Below are 17,607 nucleotides of genomic sequence, written 5' to 3' on the forward strand. Positions count from 1 at the left end.
ATCCTCCCACAGTGGTCTGTGGGCGGGCCCGCCGTAGGATGCGGGAGACAGGTGCGGCAATGGCTTGATCGGGAGCAGCAGACCATCGTGAGCAGCGAGAACACTTCGGCGGGCGAGCCTTCGGCGGACGACCCCTCGGCGGACGACTCCCCGGCGGACGACTCTTCGGCGGACGGCGTGCGGGACGACGGACGGCGGGTGTGGGACGTCGTCGTCGTGGGCGCGGGACCCGCGGGGGCCTCGGCCGCCTACGCGGCGGCGGTGGCAGGGCGGCGCGTGCTGTTGCTGGAGAAGGCCGAACTGCCGCGGTACAAGACGTGCGGCGGCGGGATCATCGGCCCCTCGCGGGACTCGCTGCCGCCCGGGTTCGAGCTGCCGTTCCGGGACCGGGTGCACGCGGTCACGTTCTCGAACAACGGCCGCTTCACGCGGACCCGGCGCTCCAAGCAGATGCTGTTCGGCCTGATCAACCGGCCCGAGTTCGACCACCAGCTCGTCGAGCACGCGCAGAAGGCGGGCGCCGAGCTGCGCACGGGCGTCACCGTCCAGCGCGTCGAGCAGCACGGCTCGGCGGTGCCCGACCGGCGTACCGTCGCCGTGGTCCTCCAGGGCGGCGAGACGCTCCTCGCCCGGGCGGTCGTCGGGGCCGACGGCAGCGCCAGCCGGATAGGCGCGCATGTCGGGGTGAAGCTCGACCAGGTGGACCTCGGCCTGGAGGCGGAGATCCCGGTGCCGGAGACCGTCGCCGAGGACTGGAAGGGGCGGGTGCTCATCGACTGGGGCCCGATGCCCGGCAGTTACGGCTGGGTCTTCCCCAAGGGGGACACCCTGACGGTCGGCGTGATCTCCGCGCGCGGCGAAGGTGCGGCCACCAAGCGGTACTTTGAGGACTTCATCGGGCGGCTCGGCCTCGCCGGGTTCGAACCGAGCATCTCCTCCGGCCACCTGACCCGCTGCCGGGCCGACGACTCGCCGCTCTCGCGCGGGCGGGTGCTGGTGTGCGGTGACGCGGCGGGGCTCCTGGAGCCGTGGACCCGCGAGGGCATCTCCTTCGCGCTGCGCTCCGGGCGGCTCGCGGGGGAGTGGGCGGTCAGGATCGCCGAGGCCCACGACGCGGTGGATGCCCGGCGCCAGGCGCTGAACTACGCGTTCGCCGTCAAGGCGGGCCTCGGCGTCGAGATGAGCGTCGGCAAGCGGATGCTGACCGCGTTCGAGCGCCGGCCCGGACTGTTCCACGCGGCGCTGACGGGTTTCCGGCCCGCGTGGAACGCGTTCAAGGACATCACCCAGGGTGCGACCTCACTGGGCGAGCTGGTCCGGGGCCGGCCGATGGCCCAGCGGGCGCTGGCCGCGCTGGACCCGCGTCCGGCCGAGCGCGCCGCGGACGACGGAGTCACTTCGTGAGCGTGACGCGGAAGACGGGGTGGTCGGGGGCGATGCGCAGCAGGTCGGCGTCGGGGGAGTCGGGACCGACACCCTTGAAGAACACGCCGACCTCGGCCTTCCAGCGCTTGAGGTAGGCGCGCAGGAGCGGGACCTTCTCCTCGTCGGTCACCTCGGTGGCGGTGAAGGCCTCCGCCTTCTTGCCCAGGTGCAGTTCGCCGCCGCCGGCCGCACGCATGTTGTGGGTCCACTGGACGTGGCCGCGCGGGGCGACCAGGTACTGTTCGCCGTCCACCGTGAGCAGGTTCACCGGGGTGGTGCGCCACTCGCCGCTCTTGCGCCCCCGGACGGCCAGGACCCGTGAGCCCCAGACGCTGAAGCCGCGGCGGGTCAGAAAGGCCACCGAGCGGTTGAGGATGTTGACCGTGAACCAGCCGGGCTTCTGCACGTGCGTGGACATGTGACCCCCAGGATTCGGGAGAGCGTCGCTCTCTTTTGTGAGCACTGCTCTCTTCCGGTGTTCAGTCTGGCACGGGCGGACCCTCAGAGCAAGAGCGGTGCTCTCGTTTGTGTGCACCGCTCTCATTACATGGGAGACTGAGGCCCATGAGTACCGCACAAGGCGCCCGCGCCCGAGCCCGGATCGAGGTCACCGCCACCATCAAGGACGAGGCGCGCAGACAGCTCGCCGCCGAGGGCGCCGCCAAGCTCTCGCTGCGGGCCGTGGCCCGTGAGCTCGGCATGGTCTCCTCCGCGCTGTACCGCTACTTCGCCAGCCGCGACGACCTCCTGACCGCTCTCATCATCGACGCCTACGACTCGCTGGGCGAGAGCGCGGAGCGGGCGCACGACGCGGTCCGTGACGCGGCCCCCGTGGAGCGCTGGGTGGCGGTGTGCGAGGCGGTGCGTCGGTGGGCGCTGGAGAACAGCCACGAGTACGCGCTGATCTACGGATCCCCGGTCCCCGGCTACACCGCCCCCGCCACGACCATTCCCGCCGCGTCCCGCGTGGGCCTGCTCCTCATCGGCATCGCACGCGACGCGCACACGGGCCCCGGTCTGTCGTTGCTCGCACTGCCCCCGGAGCTGCGCTCCGAGGCCGAGCGCATGAACGCCGACATCGCCCCCGACCTCCCGGCCGAGGCGGTGACCGCGCTGGTGGCCGCCTGGGCCCAGCTGTTCGGCCTGGTCGGATTCGAGCTGTTCGGTCAGTTCAACCGGATCGTGGCGGACCGGGAGACGTTCTTCCGGCACGCCGTCACCCGGCTCGGACGGGAAGTGGGCCTCCGATGACCGGCCGGGACGGGAGCGGGCGTACGCCGCCGGGAGTACGCGTGATCACCACGGTCGGCTGACGCCCCGGCCGGGCGGTGGCGTCTAGCGTGGCTGTCATGGACGGTGAGCAGGGCGTACGCGGGGGCGGTTCGCCGCGGTGGTGGCGGCACGGGCCGCCGTGGTGGCGCGGAGCCGGCGGTGACGGGCAGGGCGCCCGGTGGCCGTGGCCGTCCACTCTGCTGCTCACCTTCTTCGTGCTCGGAGGGTCGAACTACGCGGCCCACCAGCAGGTCGGTGACCGGGCCGCGCTCGATCTGTTCGCACGGGTGCTGCTGTTGACCGGCTCCGGGCTGCTGCTGTGGCGGCATCGGAATCCGGTGCTCGTCGTCTTCGGTACGGCGGCCGCGGCGATGCTGTACCTCGGGGCCGGGTATCCGTACGGGCCGGTGTTCCTCACCGTCGCCCTCGCCTGCTTCAGCGCGGTCGTGGCCGGACACCGCAAGGCCGCCTGGACCGCGCTCGGCATGCTGTGGGCCGGGCACGTCCTGGTGGCTCACTGGCTCTACCGGTGGCTGCCTCCGTCCGGGGACCCGGCCGCGCCCTGGGGGCAGGAGGGCGTGATCGCCGCCTGGGTCGTCACCATCGTCGCCGTCTCGGAGCTGGCCCGGACCCGCCGTGAACAGTGGGCCCGGGAGCGGGCCGAGCGCGCCCGGGCCGCTCGGCGCCGCGCCGACGAGGAGCGGCTGCGGATGGCCCGCGAACTGCACGACGTCCTCGCGCACAGCATCTCCGTCATCAACGTCCAGGCCGGCGTCGGCCTCGCCCTCCTGGACACCGACCCCGAACAGGCCCGCACCGCCCTCACCACCATCAAGGCCGCCAGCAAGGAGGCGCTCGGCGAGGTGCGCCAAGTGCTCGACACGCTGCGCACCCCCGGTGACGCGCCGCGCGCCCCCGCACCGGGCCTCGACCGCCTGCCCGAGCTGGTGTCCCAGGCGGCCGACGCGGGCCTCACCGTCGAGGTCGAGGGGTCCGCGCCGGCCCTGCCGCCCGGCGCGGACCTCGCCGCCTTCCGTATCGTCCAGGAGGCGCTCACCAATGTCGTACGGCACTCGGGATCGCGGCACGCACGCGTGCGGCTCGATCACGGCGGGGGCGCGCTACGGCTGCGTATCGACGACGACGGGCCCGCGACCGGCACCGACGCGGGCGGCAGCGGCAACGGTCTGGCCGGAATGCGGGAGCGGGCCGCCGCACTCGGTGGCACGATCGAGGCGGGCCCGCGTCCCGACGGAGGGTTCCGGGTGCTCGCCGTACTGCCGCGCGAGGCGAAGGCCAAGGAGGACGACCGGTGATCCGCGTACTGCTCGCCGACGACCAGTCACTCGTGCGGGCCGGTTTCCGGGCCCTGCTCGACGCGCAGCCGGACATCGAGGTGGCCGGTGAGGCCCCGGACGGTGAGGAGGCGCTGCGCAAGGTGCGCGAACTGCGGCCTGACATCGTCCTGATGGACATCCGGATGCCGCTGCTCGACGGTCTCGCCGCGACCCGGCGCATCACCGAGGACACCGCGCTGAGGGACGTGAAGGTGGTCATGCTCACCACCTTCGAACTCGACGAGTACGTCTTCGAGGCGATCCGTTCCGGCGCCTCCGGCTTCCTGGTCAAGGACACCGAACCGGAGGAACTCCTGCGCGCGGTACGAGCGGTGGTCGACGGCGACGCGCTCCTCTCGCCCGGCGTGACCCGCCGTCTCATCGCCGAGTTCGCGGCCCGCTCCAAGGAGCCCGCGGCCGAAGGCGCCCTCGCCGGGCTCACCGAGCGGGAACGGGAGGTGATGGCCCTGGTCGGGATCGGCCTGTCCAACGAGGAGATCGCCCGCCGCCTGGTCGTCAGCCCGCTCACCGCCAAGACCCACGTCAGCCGCACGATGGTCAAGCTCGGCGCCCGCGACCGCGCCCAACTGGTGGTGCTGGCCTACGAGTCGGGCTTGGTGCGGCCGGGCTGGCTTGGCTGAGGGCGCTGCTGCCGGAAGCGCACGAGCACACTGATCACCCGGGCGACGAAGACCACGGGCGCGATCGTGAGCCCGACGCGCAGCAGCAACTTCTCCACGGTTCCCGGCAGTTCGAACAGCAGCGCCGGTCCGGCCATCGCCCCGAACAGCACCGCTGCCGCGAACAGCGCGCTGCACAGTGCGTATCCGATCTCGACGGTGATGGCGTCCCGCTCCGCCTGGTTCCGGCGTCCCCCGTAAGTCTCCACGCCCCGAGTCTCACAGCCGTGTGCCCGGCGGAGCAAGCAGCTCGGCCGGGCACACGGTGTCGGAGGCGTCCCCCTAGTCGCGTACGGTGACGCGTTCCGCCTCCTGGACAGTGGACTTGGCGACCACGACGGACCGCTGCGGGCGGCGCGGGGTGCGCAGTCCCGTGAGGGTGATCAGCAGCCCGGCCGCGGCGATGGCCGTGACCACGACGAGGCCGGGGCGGTAGCTGTCGAGGACGGCCTGCGGGGTTGCGTTCTCGGGGGCGCCCGCGGTCACCACGGCGGTCACGACGGCCAGGAAGATCGCACCGCCGACCTGGACCGAGGTGTTGAGCAGTCCGGAGACCATGCCCTGCTCGTGGTCCTCGACGCCGTTGGTGGCCTGGATGTTGAGCGAGGGGAAGACCAGTGCGCAGGCGGCGCCGATGAGCAGCATCGACGGCAGGATCGCGGCGGCGTAACCGGGGTTCAGATCGACCCCCAGGAACAGTGCGTATCCGACGACCATCAGGGCGAAGCCCGCCGGGATCAACCGCTGGGTGCCGAACCGGTCGACGATCGAGCCGACCTTCGTCGAGGACACCGCCACCAGTGCGCCCGCGGGCAGGAAGGCGAGCGCGGTGTGCAGCGCCGACCAGCCGAGCAGCGACTGCATGTACAGGGTCACGAGGAACTGGAAGCCCACGTACGAGCCGAAGAAGGCCATGGCGCCCAGCTGGGCGCGGATCTGGGTGCCGGAGCGCAGCACGCCGAGCCGGACCAGCGGGCCCGGCGAACGCCGCTCGACCAGGACGAACACCGTCAGCAGTACGGCCACGGCGAGGAAGGACAGCAGGGTGCGGGCCGAGGCCCAGCCGGACTCCGGAGCCTGGACGACGGTGAAGACCAGCAGCAGCATCGAGGCGGTGCCGAGAACGGCGCCGGGGATGTCGTAGCCGTTGTGGTCCTTCTCGCGGGCGCTGCGCGGCAGCAGCCTGAGACCGGCGACGAGCGCGATCAGGGCGATGGGCGCGGGCAGCAGCATGGTCAGCCGCCAACTGGCCTCGGTGAGCAGGCCGGAGAGCACCAGGCCCATGGAGAAGCCGGTGGCGGCGCAGGTGGTGTAGATGGAGAGCGCGCGATTGCGCAGCGGGCCCTCCGGGAACGTCGTGGTGATGATGGACAGGCCCGCGGGCGCGGTGAAGGCCGCGCTCAGGCCCTTGATGAAGCGGCTGGCGATCAGCAGCGGACCCGAGTCGACGAGGCCGCCCAGGAGAGAGGCGACCGCGAAGACACCGAGGGCCACCAGGAATACCTGGCGCCGGCCCAGCAGGTCGGCGGCGCGGCCGCCCAGGAGCAGCAGGCCGCCGTAGCCGAGGATGTAGCCGCTGACGATCCACTGCAGCGTCGAGGTGGAAAGGCCCAGGTCGGCGCCGATGGACGGGAGCGCCACGCCGACCATGGAAACGTCCAGGGCGTCCAGGAACATCGCGGCGCACAGCACCAGCAGGGTGCCCCAGAGCCTGGGTGTCCAGCGGACCCCTGAGGACGGGTCCACGGGGGTGGTGAGCGGAGAGGTCATGGCGAAGACACTACATGCGCATGCATCAAATGCAAACGCATTTAATTCCGGTGCAATAATTCCTCTTCTCTGCTACGGTGCCGCGCATGGTGGCGAAGAAGCCCGAGCAGGCACTCGCGGAGCAATGGCGGGACATCCTGGCGCTGCACGCGCGCACGCAGTGCGAACTGGACCGCGCTCTTCATCAACACGGCCTGTGCGCAAGCGACTTCGAGGTGCTGGACGTCCTGGCCCACGGCGGCTGCGACTACCGCGTGCAGGAGATCTCCGAGCGGGTCCACCTGAGCCAGAGCGCGCTGTCGCGGCTGATCGCCCGGCTGGAGAAGGAGGGGCTCGTCGAGCGCGGGATGTGCGCGGAGGACCGGCGGGGCGTACGCGTCTCACTCACTTCCAAGGGGCGCGCGCTGCACCGTGACGCCCTGCCGGTGCAACGCGCGGTCCTCACGCGGATGTTGGCATCCTCCTAGATCACGCCGGACTTCTCCCGCCACAGCTCGGCGACCGACACGTCCCCCGTCACCCGCGGGAGCGGCAGCCGGTTCCACAGGGCCGGATACAACCGCGCGGCGGGCCCGGACACCTCGCAGTCGGCGTCCCCCGACTCGCCGTACGAGGTCGCCGGCGGCTCGTCGGTCAGTCGTACGGTCCACACGGCGCCGTCCGTGTCGCTCGCCCGCACCCGCAGCACCCGGGGCTCGGCGCTGCGGACCCGGCTCTTGTCGCGGGCGTGGAAGCCGCGGAGCAACTCGTCGATGCCGTCGGCCGCGAAGTCCCGCCCGAATTCTTCGGGAGTTCCGCCTCGCGCCGCCTCCGCGTCGAAGCGGTGCACGGCCGTCTCGTGCGCCTGCCGCCGGGCCCAGAAGGCGAGGGGTGAGGGGGCGGGAAGGAAATGCCAGCATCGCAGGTCGGGCGCGGCGGAGCCCAGCGTGTCGACCAGAGTGCGGTGGCCGGTGCGGAACCAGGCCAGCAACTCCTCCCCGTCCAGAGTGGGTTCGTCACCGAAGGGGCGGAAGGCGGTCTGCTCCTCGGCCACGAACGCCGTGGCCCAGCGATGCACCGTGCCCGTGTGCCGCAGCAGATCGCGCACCTGCCACTCCGGGCAGGTCGGTACCTTGGCGTCGGGACCTGCCTCCTCGGCGGCCGACGCGAGCAACTGGCCTTCGCGGTCCAGGATCCGGATGAACTCGGCTGTCTCCATGGGAGGAGTGTGCCTGACGACACCCGACCCGCCGGGCTACCAGTCGCGGGCGGCCTGCAGCAGGTGGTCGCGGACCAGTGCCACGTGCGGATTGCCCGAGGTGCCGGGGCGCTGTACCAGGTAGGCCGTGTTGATGGGCGGGTCGTCGGGGTCCTGGAGCAGGACCAGTGCCCCCGACGCCAGTTCCTCGGCGCACAGATAACGGGGGAGCACGGTGAATCCGGCGCCGCCGACCACCGCGGCCTTGACCGCGTTCAGGTCGGGCATGGTCACGGCCGGCTGCTGCACCAGGCGCCGCCCGAAGACGTGCCGCCAGTAGCGGCGCACGATGGGCAGGTCCTCGGCATAGGCGACGAGCGGCACGCCGTGCAGCGCGGCCGCTAGGTGTTCCGGTGCGCCGAGCCGCTGGGCCCGGGCGGGGGAGGCGACCAGCACGAACTCCTCGTCGTTGAGCGGCAGGGCGGTGAGCGCACGGCCGCGCGGCCGGAACGTGGCGATCACCAGGTCGTGCCGCCCCGTGCGCAGGTCGTCCAGGAGCGGTTCGGTCAGACCCGGTGTGATGCGCAGCCGTACCCCTTTGTCCACCAAGGGCGCGACGCCGGGCAGGACGCTGCGGGACAGCAGCTCGGCCGGGCCGGCCAGATGCACCGGCTCGGCCGGGGCGTCCTCCGTGTCCCCGGCGGGTCCCGCCACCGCGGCGAGCGAGTCCAGGGGGTGCACGATCCGGGCGGCGAGCTCGTCCGCGTACGGTGCCGGGGTCACGCCCCGCGCCCGGCGCTCGAACAGCTCGCGGCCCCACTGCCGTTCCAGGGTACGGATCTGGGTGGTGACGGTGGGCTGGGACAGGCCGAGGAGACGGGCCGCGGCGGTGAAGGAGCCGGTGCGGTACACGGTGAGGAAGGTCCGCAGCAGGTTCAGGTCGGGCGGAGTGCCGACGGTCTGGCGCGCATCCTCGGAGCCATTGGTGTTCCTATCCCTCATATGCGTGAGCCTATTGGATTTCTATGACACGAGAGGACTACGGTTTCACCATGTCGAAGATCCTCTTTGTAATGACCGGTGCCGACCACTGGACCCTGGCCGACGGCACCCAGCACCCGACCGGCTTCTGGGCCGAGGAGGCCGTCGCCCCGTACGAGGCGTTCAAGGCCGCGGGACACGAGATCGTCGTGGCCACGCCGGGCGGTGTCGTGCCGACCGTGGACAAGGGCAGCCTCGCGGCCGAGGTCAACGGTGGGCAGGAGAACGCCGACCGTATCGCCGGGGTGCTCGCCTCGGCCCCCGAACTCCAGGCCCCGCTGCGGCTGGACGAGGTGAACCTCGACGACTACGCGGCCGTGTTCTACCCCGGCGGCCACGGGCCGATGGAGGACCTCGCGGTCGACGCGGTCTCGGGCCGACTGCTCAGCAGCGCCCTGGAGAGCGGCAAACCCCTCGGGGTCGTCTGCCACGCCCCGGCCGCGCTGCTCGCCGCCACGAAGGCCGACGGTTCCAACGCGTTCGCCGGGCGCCGCGTGGCCGCCTTCACCAACGCCGAGGAGACCCAGGCGGGCCTCGCCGACAAGGCCAAGTGGCTGCTCCAGGACCGGCTCACCGAGGCCGGCGTGCAGGTCGAGGTGGCCGAGCCGTGGGCTCCGCATGTGATCGTCGACGGCAACCTGGTGACCGGGCAGAACCCGGCGTCCTCCGCGCCGCTCGCCGTCGAACTGCTGAAAAAGCTGGGCTGAGCCTCTGAGGCTCCTCAAGTCGCTTGGCGGGCGCGGAACATGACCGTCACGATGACCGCATGTCGGCAATCGCGGGACTGAACAAGAAACACAACTTCGTGCTGCTCGTCCGGGACACGGACGTCGTGGCGGCGGCCCTGCGCCAGGCGCTGGCCGAGGCCCCGCCGGAAGAACGCCCCGGGCTGGAACGCGCCGTGGCCCTCGTCGAGTCCAGCGCCGCCGCCACCGAGACGGTGCTGCGCGCCCGCTGGGTCCGCTTCCGGCTGGCCGCCGTCGGCTTCACGGGCGACATCACCTCGGTCGCGGCGGTACGGGCCCTGCGCAAGGCGGAGCCGAAGCTGAGCCTGTTGGCGGCCGTGCAGCTGCAGAAGGATGCGGTGGCTCATCCGGAGTGATCCGGATGAGCCATTCGTCGCGTGGAGGCCGGGGAGCGCGGGGTGGCCGCGGCGTCTTGGAGCTTCTTGGTGGTGGTGGGGGTCGGTGGAGGGCGCGGCGCTTTCGCACTCGGGCAGTGATCGGAGGGGCGCGCCGGATTGTTTCTCGCGGTGGTGATGGGCTGGCGGGGGTGTGGTCAGGTTGGTGTCGTGCGTCAGGTGTGCGGTGCGATGACGCGGGGGTTGGCGGAGGTTGGGGTGCGTTTCGGGGTCCGGTGGTGATCGGAGCCGGGGTGGCCGCTGGAGGGCGCCCCCGCCGCCCTCGTCGTATGGCGTGAAGGGCCTCCGGTGGACGACGTACCCTCGCCGTCCACGGGGCTGACGGAGTTTGTCGACCTGTCGACCGGCTGCCGGATTGTTCCTCGCGGTGGTGACGGGCTGGCGGGGAGCCCGGTCAGGCTGTTGCCGCGCGTCGGGTCAGCGCGGCGATCGCCGCGGCGGTGGCGGCGAGTGCCGCGACGCTGGTGAGGGCGACGGGGAGGGAGAACCAGTCGGCCATGAAACCGATGGCGGGCGGGCCGAGGAGCATGCCGCCGTAGCCGAGGGTGGAGGCGATGGCGACCCCGTCCGGCCCGGCCAGCCTGCCCGCCCGCTCGACGGCGACGGGGAAGAGGTTGGCCAGACCGAGCCCCGTGATCATGAAGCCGAGCAGTGCCGCCCAGACGGACGGGGCGAGAGCGCCGAGCACCATGCCGAGCGCGGCGACCGTGCCGCCGCCCACCAGCGTGCGGGTCTGGCCGAGCCGTTCGAGCAGTCTGGTGCCGGTCAGCCGGCCGATGGTCATGGCGAGCGCGAAACACGAGTAACCGACCGCCGCGACGCCGGGCGTGGCGTCCAGGTCGTGCTCCAGATGCAGGGCGCTCCAGTCGGCCAGGGCACCCTCGCCGTAGGCCGTGCACAGGGCGATCAGGCCGAAGGTGATGACGAGGCCGCGGGTGCGGGTGCGGGTGCCCGGCGGACGCGGTGCGGACTTGTGCCGCGGCGTGTCCTGCTCGGGTGTCGGGGGCTGGATGCGCAGCAGGGTCCGGCCCGCGACGGCGGTGACGAGCAGACCGATCACGGTGAGACCGAGCAGGTGCCGCGTGGGTGACAGGCCCCCGGCGACCAGCCCGCCGAGCCCGGCACCGAGCATTCCGCCCAGGCTGAAGGCCGCGTGGAAGCTGGGCATGATCGGCCGCCGCAGCGCGGCCACCAGATCGACCGCGGCGCTGTTGAACGCCACGTTGATGCTGCCGTACGCGGCGCCGAAGACGAGCAGGACGGCGCCGAGTGCCGGCGCGGAGTGGGTGAGCGGCGGCAGGGCGACGCTGAGGGAGAGCAGGACAGCGCAGACGACGGTGACCCGGTGGGTGCCGTAGCGGCGGCACAGGCGTCCCGTGAGCGTCATGGTGATCACCGCGCCGGCCGAGACACCGAGGAGGGCGAGGCCGAGGGCGCTGGCGGAGGCGCCGGTCTGCTCCTTGATCGCGGGAATCCGGACGACCCACCCGGCGAAGATGAAGCCGTCGACGGCGAAGAAGACGGTGAGGGCGATACGGAGTCGGGTGAGGGAGTTGTCCGGCACGGCGATGCGCGTACGCATTTTGTTTATCAGCGGCACAAAGTCAGGGTAGGCGTGTGCTCGATTGTGGGCAAGGGTGTTCGGGTGAGCGGAAGTGCCGGACCTGCGCTTGCTGAGCCGCCGACCGGTGCATTCCAGCCGCCGCATGGGCCGGGGCGGTGGCCCGGTTCACCTTCCGCGAGTGAGGCCCCGTGACGCCCCCGGCCCGCAGGATGGCCTCGGCCTTCGGACACGGAGGCCACGGAGGCCACGGAGGGCGGAGCGGAGCGGCTCATGTCGGCTTGGGCGGTGTTCGTCGTCGCGGCGGTCGTCGCGGGATATGCCCTGGTGTCGGCCCGAGCAGCCGCCTGGGCGGTGTCCGGCCCCATGATCTTCGTGGCGACCGGCACGGCTCTGGGCGAGCCCGGGCTCGGCCTGGTCAGTCCCGCGCACGACGTGGAACCCGTGCGGGCGCTGCTCGAAGCCGCCCTCGCACTGGTGCTGTTCACCGACGCCGCCGGCGTGCACTCGCGGGAGCTGCGCCGCGACGACTTCCTGCCCGTACGGCTGCTCGGCATCGGGCTGCCGCTGACCATCGGCCTCGGCTGGCTGGCGGCATGGCCGCTGCTGCCGGGCCTCGGTGTCTGGGGGCTCGCTCTGGTCGGCACGATCCTGGCGCCCACCGACGCCGCCCTCGGGCAACCCGCGATCACCGACCGCCGGGTCCCGGCGCTCGTCCGCCAGGGACTCAATGTCGAGAGCGGACTCAACGACGGTCTGTGCGTGCCCTTCTTCGTCCTCTTCCTCGCCGCCGCGGGCCAGGAGGCGGGACGGGCGGGGACACCGGGCGCCGGTGAGGTAGTGGTCCGGGCCCTGCTTCTGTCCACGGTGTGCGGCATCGGGCTCGGTCTGCCCGCCGGGTGGGCTCTGGTGCGGTCGCGGCGCCGCGGCTGGGCGGCAGGCGAGTGGCGGCAGCTCCTGCCCGCGATGGTCGCGTTCGCCTCGTTCGCGGCGGCCGCCGCGCTGGAGGGCAGCGGGTTCATCGCCGCCTGGGTCGCCGGCCTGGCCTACGGCAACGCCGTACGGCGCCACCCCACCGAGCGAGGGACACCGGACCCGGAGTGCGAACTGACCGAACGGCTCGGCGCGTTGCTCGCGATGCTGAGCTTCTTCGCGTTCGGCGCGCTCCTTCTCGCCCCGGCGCTGAGCGAGCTCACCTGGCGGATGGCGGTCTACGCGGTGCTGAGTCTCACCGTGATCCGCGGGCTGCCCGTCGCGCTGAGCCTGGCCCGCTCGGGGCTCCGTCCGCCCACGGTGGCCTACGTCGCCTGGTTCGGGCCCCGGGGTCTTGCCTCCATCGTGCTCGGGCTGCTGGTCCTCGAGGAGCGGATACCCGGCACCGAGCAGGTCTCGGCGGTCGTGGCACTGACCGTGACGATCAGCGTGTACGCCCACGGTGTCAGCGCCGGAGTCCTGGCCGGGCGCTACGGCCGCTGGTATCGCGCCGCGGCCGCCCGGACACCGGGCCTGCGCGAGGACGCCCCGGCCTCCTCGGACGGCACCGGAATCGCCCTTCGGGGGTGAGGACCGCCCCGGCCCGGCACGACACGGTGGCGCCATGGAACCGACCGTACGGAGCCGGCCGTGGCAGGCTCGTGTCTCGCTGGCCGCGGCTGCGGCGGCCGTGCTGACACTGGGTGTCTTCGCGGGGCTGCGCACCTTCGCCCTCGTGGGCGTCGCGATCGCGGGCCTCGTCATGACGGGAGCCGCGATCTGGTGGGCTCTGACCAGGCGGGGGCTGTTGCGGACGCTTGCCGCCCTGTTGGCCCTGACCGCGCCCGCGTGGGTGCTGGTGATGTTCACCAGGGCCCATCTGGCCTGGGTCGTCGCTCTTTCGGCAGCACTGTGGCTGGTCGCGGTCGGAGCGGGGCGGGCCGCCCTCGCGCGGGACGACGTGGCCGCCCCGATGCCCGAACTCCCCGCGCCGGGAATCCGTCACCCCGTGCTGATCATGAATCCGCGTTCGGGCGGCGGGAAAGTAGGCCGGTTCGCCCTACAGGAGCGGGCCGAGGCGCTCGGAGCACAGGTGCTGATCCTGGAGCGGGGCGGCGACACCGATGTGGCCGCGCTGGCCCGCACGGCCGTCGCGGAGGGCGCCGACCTGCTCGGCGTCGCCGGCGGGGACGGGACCCAGGCGCTGGTCGCCGACGTCGCCGCCGCGCTCGGCGTGCCCTTCCTGGTGATCCCGGCCGGCACCCGCAACCACTTCGCCCTCGACCTCGGCCTGGACCGCGAGGACCCCGCAAAGGCGCTGGACGCCCTGCACGACGGCGTGGAACTCCACGTCGACCTCGGTCGCGCGGGCGGCCGCCCCTTCGTCAACAACGTGTCGCTCGGTGCCTACGCGGAGGTGGTCCAGAGCCCTTCCTACCGTGACGACAAGACCCGCACCACCCTGGGACTGCTCCCCGACCTCCTCACGGGTCATCAGGGCGCACACCTCAGCGCCCGGGTCGGCGAGCTCACCATCGCCGACCCGCAGGCCCTGCTGGTGAGCAACAATCCCTACGGCACCGGCGACTTCGCCGGCCTCGGCCGCCGGGGACGGCTTGACGGCGGCGAGCTGGGCGTGGTCGGTGTCCATGTGACCGGTGCGGTCAGGGTCGTAGGGCTGCTGCGGACACGGAAGTCCACCGAACTGACGCGGGCCGCGGCCCGGGACGTCGTCGTCGATGCCGACCAGGCGTGGATCCCGGTCGGCATCGACGGAGAGGCGGTACGGCTGCCCGTGCCGGTGCGCTGTGAGTTGCGGCCCCGGGCGCTGCGGGTGATCGTGCCCCGACAGCGGCCGGGCCTGCGCCGGGTCCGGCCGCCGCTCGACTGGCGCCGGGTCGCCGGGCTCGGACTGGCCCGGTCCGCCGGCGGGCATCACCGACGGCCCTGACCGGACCGGCTGCCGGATCACCCGGCGAGCGGGTCAGTCCAGCCGTCGGGCCGAGGCGACGAGTTCCGCGGTCACCGGTCGCAGCGCCTCCTCGGTGAGGAACCCCTCGGCCACCGGCACGCCACCCGCGTCGCGGATCGCCCTCCTCAGGTACTTCGCCCAGACGTGTTCGAGCAGGATGAACCCCGCCGAGCTCCCGGGGTCCAGGGCCTCGGCCGTCTGCCTGATCTCGTCGGGGGTGAGTTTGAAGGCGTTGCCCTCGGCCGGCGACGGGTAGGTGCCCACGGTGGACCGGATGCGTTCGCTGGGAAGTCCGAGCAGCGCGGCCACGGTGTCGCCCATGCCCTCGGCCTGGTAGTCCAGGGCGAACAGAGCGCCTCCGGGCTCCTTCCCCACGAAGAGCATGTCCAGGACGCAGATCTGCCCGTTCGCCTCCAGAATGTCCAGCTCCTCGACGATACGGCGCTCGAACTTCGCGTCGGGGCCGAACTCGACGGTCAACAGCTGGACCGGTCCGATGCTGTTCACGACAACTCCCTTCGGCGGAACCATCCCCCTCATCCAGCAGCAGCGCGCCCGCCCTCCCGTCACCCGCGACAGGTGAGCAAACCCGCCGTGGATCATCCGACCAGGCGCGCCGAGGTCGAGGACCTGCGTCCCGATGCCGGGCACCGACGGCCGTTCGCCGCGGTGACCTACCTCGTCGGTACCAGGGAAACGGGGATCGCCGTCGTGGCCCTGAGTGCGCTGCTGACGTCCTCGTGGACCGGTCTGCTCGTGGTGGCGGCGCTACCGGCGTCGTACGAGGCCACAGTCACCCACGTGGCACGCCGGACCGCAGCGCCCGCGGAGGGTGAGGAAAGCGCGTGAGGAGGCGGCCGGGCCCATCGGGGCTGCGGGGACGGCACGACCACGCCCGCTCGCGTGCCTGGCCGCCGGGGCGAGGAGCTACCACGCGGCCCGCGACCTGCCGGGTGTCGGCTCGCCCGTGTTCGGGTCCTGGTCCCTCAGCTCCTCGGGCGACGGCGGGGCCGGTGCCCACTCGGCGCCCGTCTGCTCCCGGAACGCGGCGACGGCGGCCTCGACGGTGGGATAGAAGCGGTCCGCGTCGATGGTGCGGGTCAGCCCGTAGCGTTCGATCTTGCGCCGCACCGGATCCTTCAGCTCGGCGAAGACCAGGCTGATGCCGCGCTCGTCGAGCGCCTCGTCGAGATCCTCCAGCACGTCGGAAGCGGTGGTGTCCACGTCGGTCACGGGCTCGGCGGCGAGCAGCACCCACCGGGGCGGTGGCGTGCAGCGGGTCAGCCCAACGACACCGTTGCGGAAGGCCTTGGCGTTGGCGAAGAACAAGGGGCCGTCGAAGCGATGCATCACCAGGCCGGGCAGGTGTTGGGCGTCCGGGTGGGAGCGCATGTCGTGGTAGCCCTCCAGACCCGACACCCGCCCCAGGACCGTGCTGTAGGGCCACCAGGCCCGCCGGAAGACATTGAGGATGGACAGGCCCACCGCGACCGCTATCCCGGGCAGTACACCGAGCAGCGCCACCCCGAGAAAGGCCGCCGTCGACAGCAGGAACTCCGCCTTGCGCTGCCGCCACAGCCGGGCCGCGCCCGGGAGGTCGGCCAGCGACAGGGACGCCGTGATGACGACCGCCGCGAGCGCGGGCTGCGGCAGGTTGCGGAACAGACCGGGGACCAGCACGAGCATGAGGACGATCAACCCCGCCCCGATCACACCGGTCAACTGCGTTCTGGCGCCCGCCCGTTCGGCCACGGCCGTACGTGATCCGCTGGTACTGACCGGGAAGCCCTGGAAGAGACCGGCCGCCGCGTTCGCCGTACCGATCGCGATCATCTCCTGGTTGCCGTGGACCTCCTGCCCGGTGCGGGCCGCGAACGCCGTCGCGTTGGAGATGCCGTCGGCCAGGGACACCAGGGCGATGCCCAGGGCGCCGACGCACAGCGGCCCCAGGTCGTCCAGGCCGACGTGGGGGATCGTGAGCGGCGGCAGCCCCTCGGGCAGGGTGCCGACCAGGTCGACCCCGCGCTCGCCCAGGTCGAAGAACACCGTCGCCCCGATGGCCGCCACGACCATGACGAGCACCGCCGGCACCTTCGGCAGCACGCGTTGCAGCAGCAGGATCAGCACGATGCCGGTGCCACCGACCGCCAGCGCGGCGGGCACGGTGTCACCGTCGGCCACGCCCCGCACGAAGGCGTCCAGCTCGTGCACCAGCCCGTCGGCGTCCGTGCTGAAGCCGAACAGCTTCGGCAACTGGCCGATCAGGATGGTCAGAGCCAGGCCGTTCATGTAACCGATCATGGTCGGCTTGGAGATCAGGTCGGCGATGAAGCCGAGCTTGGCGACACCGGCCAGGAGGGTGATCGCGCCGACCATGAGGGACAGCACCGAGGCGAGCGCGACCGCCCGCCCCGGGTCCCCGCCGGCGGCGATCAGGGGCAGGACCGTCGCGGCGATCATCGGCCCGAGGGAGGAGTCGGGACCGAGCACCAGGAACCGCGACGGGCCGAACACCGCGTAGGCCAGCAGGCACAGCACGGAGGTGTACAGACCGGTGATCGGCGGCAGCCCCGCCAGCTCCGCGTACGCCATTCCCTGCGGCACCAGCAGTGTGGTGAGGACGACCCCGGCGACGGCGTCCTTGAGGAGCCACTCCCGCCGGTAGGCCGAGAACGTCCGCAGCCCCGGCACGAAGTCGCGCACGCTCACCACCTCCCCCCGGGTCGTGGACCACCGGACCGCAGCCGGACCGCTAGTCGTGCAGGTCGTCCGGCCTCACCACGCACAGCGCCCAGATGATGAATCCGCTGATCGTGATCAGCGTGAGCGACCAGAACGGGTAGTACGGCAGGGACAGGAAGTTGGCGATGATCACCAGCCCGCCGATGCCCACCCCGCACACCCTGGCCCAGGTGGCCCCCGAGAACAGGCCCAGGCTCACCGCCACCGCGATCACCCCGAGGGCGAGGTGGATCCAACCCCAGCTCGTCAGGTCGAACTTGAAGACGTAGTTGCGGGTGTTCAGGAAGACCTCGTCCTCGGCGATCGCCATGATCCCCCGGAAGATGCCGAGGACGCCGGTCAGGAACAGCATCACGGCGGCGAAGACCGTCAAGCCGCCGGCGGCGGAAACGGTGGTTGCCGAACGGTGGTGCGAAGCGGTCGTAGTGGCCATGGAAGATACCTCCGTCTTCGGTTCCGGCACTGGTTGCAGCGCTACGCCCACGAGTGTCGCTCCAGGTGGGGCGCCCCTGTCCTC

The 17,607-nt window shown here is 72.1% G+C and carries 19 protein-coding genes; 10 read left to right on the top strand and 9 right to left on the bottom strand.

The window, feature by feature from the left end:
• Positions 1-51: 51 nt before the first annotated feature.
• Complete coding sequence (locus tag ACIRP7_RS31520) at positions 52-1,404, top strand: geranylgeranyl reductase family protein (protein ID WP_403666094.1); 1,353 nt, start codon at positions 52-54, stop codon at positions 1,402-1,404.
• Here the strand turns inward: ACIRP7_RS31520 and ACIRP7_RS31525 are convergent.
• Positions 1,394-1,843 (bottom strand): nitroreductase family deazaflavin-dependent oxidoreductase, encoded by a 450-nt coding sequence (locus tag ACIRP7_RS31525; protein ID WP_403666096.1) that lies wholly within the window; start codon positions 1,841-1,843, stop codon positions 1,394-1,396. The two genes, ACIRP7_RS31520 and ACIRP7_RS31525, sit on opposite strands and share 11 nt — an antisense overlap.
• Before the next feature lie 146 nt (positions 1,844-1,989).
• Here ACIRP7_RS31525 and ACIRP7_RS31530 point away from each other — a divergent pair, with 146 nt between their 5' ends.
• The 3 genes from ACIRP7_RS31530 (at position 1,990) to ACIRP7_RS31540 (ending at position 4,675) form a co-directional block, all read left to right on the top strand.
• A complete protein-coding gene (locus ACIRP7_RS31530; protein WP_403666098.1) occupies positions 1,990-2,676 on the top strand; it encodes a TetR/AcrR family transcriptional regulator in 687 nt (228 codons plus the stop codon).
• A gap of 98 nt (positions 2,677-2,774) precedes the next feature.
• On the top strand, positions 2,775-4,013 hold the full coding sequence (locus ACIRP7_RS31535) for a sensor histidine kinase (protein WP_403666100.1): 1,239 nt from the start codon (positions 2,775-2,777) through the stop codon (positions 4,011-4,013).
• Positions 4,010-4,675 carry a response regulator transcription factor gene (locus tag ACIRP7_RS31540; protein WP_352386493.1) on the top strand — a complete coding sequence of 222 codons (666 nt, stop codon included), beginning with the start codon at positions 4,010-4,012 and terminating at the stop codon, positions 4,673-4,675. Before ACIRP7_RS31535 ends, ACIRP7_RS31540 begins: the two co-directional genes overlap by 4 nt.
• On the opposite strand, the gene ACIRP7_RS31545 is transcribed toward ACIRP7_RS31540, so the two are convergent.
• On the bottom strand, positions 4,636-4,923 hold the full coding sequence (locus ACIRP7_RS31545; protein ID WP_403666102.1) for a DUF6332 family protein: 288 nt from the start codon (positions 4,921-4,923) through the stop codon (positions 4,636-4,638). The two genes, ACIRP7_RS31540 and ACIRP7_RS31545, sit on opposite strands and share 40 nt — an antisense overlap.
• A 73-nt stretch (positions 4,924-4,996) precedes the next feature.
• Entirely contained in the window at positions 4,997-6,484 is a 1,488-nt protein-coding gene (locus ACIRP7_RS31550; RefSeq protein WP_403666104.1) for an MFS transporter, read from the bottom strand.
• Positions 6,485-6,570: 86 nt separating this feature from the next.
• Here ACIRP7_RS31550 and ACIRP7_RS31555 point away from each other — a divergent pair, with 86 nt between their 5' ends.
• Positions 6,571-6,951, top strand: a complete 381-nt coding sequence (locus tag ACIRP7_RS31555; protein ID WP_403666106.1) for a MarR family winged helix-turn-helix transcriptional regulator — start codon at positions 6,571-6,573, stop codon at positions 6,949-6,951.
• On the opposite strand, the gene ACIRP7_RS31560 is transcribed toward ACIRP7_RS31555, so the two are convergent.
• Positions 6,948-7,682: a maleylpyruvate isomerase family mycothiol-dependent enzyme gene (locus ACIRP7_RS31560; RefSeq protein ID WP_403666108.1), complete on the bottom strand. Its 735-nt coding sequence runs from the start codon at positions 7,680-7,682 to the stop codon at positions 6,948-6,950. The two genes, ACIRP7_RS31555 and ACIRP7_RS31560, sit on opposite strands and share 4 nt — an antisense overlap.
• A gap of 36 nt (positions 7,683-7,718) precedes the next feature.
• A complete protein-coding gene (locus ACIRP7_RS31565; RefSeq protein ID WP_403666110.1) occupies positions 7,719-8,663 on the bottom strand; it encodes a LysR family transcriptional regulator in 945 nt (314 codons plus the stop codon).
• Positions 8,664-8,713: 50 nt separating this feature from the next.
• On the opposite strand from ACIRP7_RS31565, the gene ACIRP7_RS31570 reads away from it, so the two are divergent.
• Positions 8,714-9,409 (top strand): type 1 glutamine amidotransferase domain-containing protein, encoded by a 696-nt coding sequence (locus tag ACIRP7_RS31570; RefSeq protein ID WP_393601249.1) that lies wholly within the window; start codon positions 8,714-8,716, stop codon positions 9,407-9,409.
• A 59-nt stretch (positions 9,410-9,468) separates the two neighbouring features.
• A complete protein-coding gene (locus tag ACIRP7_RS31575) occupies positions 9,469-9,804 on the top strand; it encodes a hypothetical protein (protein ID WP_403666112.1) in 336 nt (111 codons plus the stop codon).
• A gap of 433 nt (positions 9,805-10,237) precedes the next feature.
• Here the strand turns inward: ACIRP7_RS31575 and ACIRP7_RS31580 are convergent, their stop codons facing one another.
• Entirely contained in the window at positions 10,238-11,425 is a 1,188-nt protein-coding gene (locus ACIRP7_RS31580; RefSeq protein ID WP_403666114.1) for an MFS transporter, read from the bottom strand.
• Positions 11,426-11,677: 252 nt separating this feature from the next.
• Between ACIRP7_RS31580 and ACIRP7_RS31585 the strand changes: the two genes are divergently transcribed.
• Together ACIRP7_RS31585 and ACIRP7_RS31590 are read left to right on the top strand one after the other, a co-directional pair.
• A complete protein-coding gene (locus ACIRP7_RS31585; protein ID WP_403666116.1) occupies positions 11,678-12,967 on the top strand; it encodes a cation:proton antiporter in 1,290 nt (429 codons plus the stop codon).
• A gap of 34 nt (positions 12,968-13,001) precedes the next feature.
• Positions 13,002-14,327: a diacylglycerol/lipid kinase family protein gene (locus ACIRP7_RS31590; protein WP_403666118.1), complete on the top strand. Its 1,326-nt coding sequence runs from the start codon at positions 13,002-13,004 to the stop codon at positions 14,325-14,327.
• A 33-nt stretch (positions 14,328-14,360) separates the two neighbouring features.
• Here ACIRP7_RS31590 and ACIRP7_RS31595 read toward each other — a convergent pair whose 3' ends face one another.
• Positions 14,361-14,855 carry a DUF1269 domain-containing protein gene (locus ACIRP7_RS31595; protein WP_403666120.1) on the bottom strand — a complete coding sequence of 165 codons (495 nt, stop codon included), beginning with the start codon at positions 14,853-14,855 and terminating at the stop codon, positions 14,361-14,363.
• A gap of 72 nt (positions 14,856-14,927) precedes the next feature.
• Between ACIRP7_RS31595 and ACIRP7_RS31600 the strand changes: the two genes are divergently transcribed.
• Positions 14,928-15,197: a hypothetical protein gene (locus ACIRP7_RS31600; RefSeq protein ID WP_403666122.1), complete on the top strand. Its 270-nt coding sequence runs from the start codon at positions 14,928-14,930 to the stop codon at positions 15,195-15,197.
• A 78-nt stretch (positions 15,198-15,275) separates the two neighbouring features.
• On the opposite strand, the gene ACIRP7_RS31605 is transcribed toward ACIRP7_RS31600, so the two are convergent.
• Complete coding sequence (locus ACIRP7_RS31605) at positions 15,276-17,051, bottom strand: SulP family inorganic anion transporter (RefSeq protein ID WP_403666124.1); 1,776 nt, start codon at positions 17,049-17,051, stop codon at positions 15,276-15,278.
• 49 nt (positions 17,052-17,100) lie between these two features.
• Positions 17,101-17,523, bottom strand: coding sequence for a hypothetical protein (locus ACIRP7_RS31610; protein WP_403666126.1), 423 nt, complete (start codon positions 17,521-17,523; stop codon positions 17,101-17,103).
• Positions 17,524-17,607: the final 84 nt, after the last annotated feature.

This window comes from Streptomyces sp. NPDC102270 (assembly GCF_044766405.1).
GTDB lineage: Bacteria > Actinomycetota > Actinomycetes > Streptomycetales > Streptomycetaceae > Streptomyces.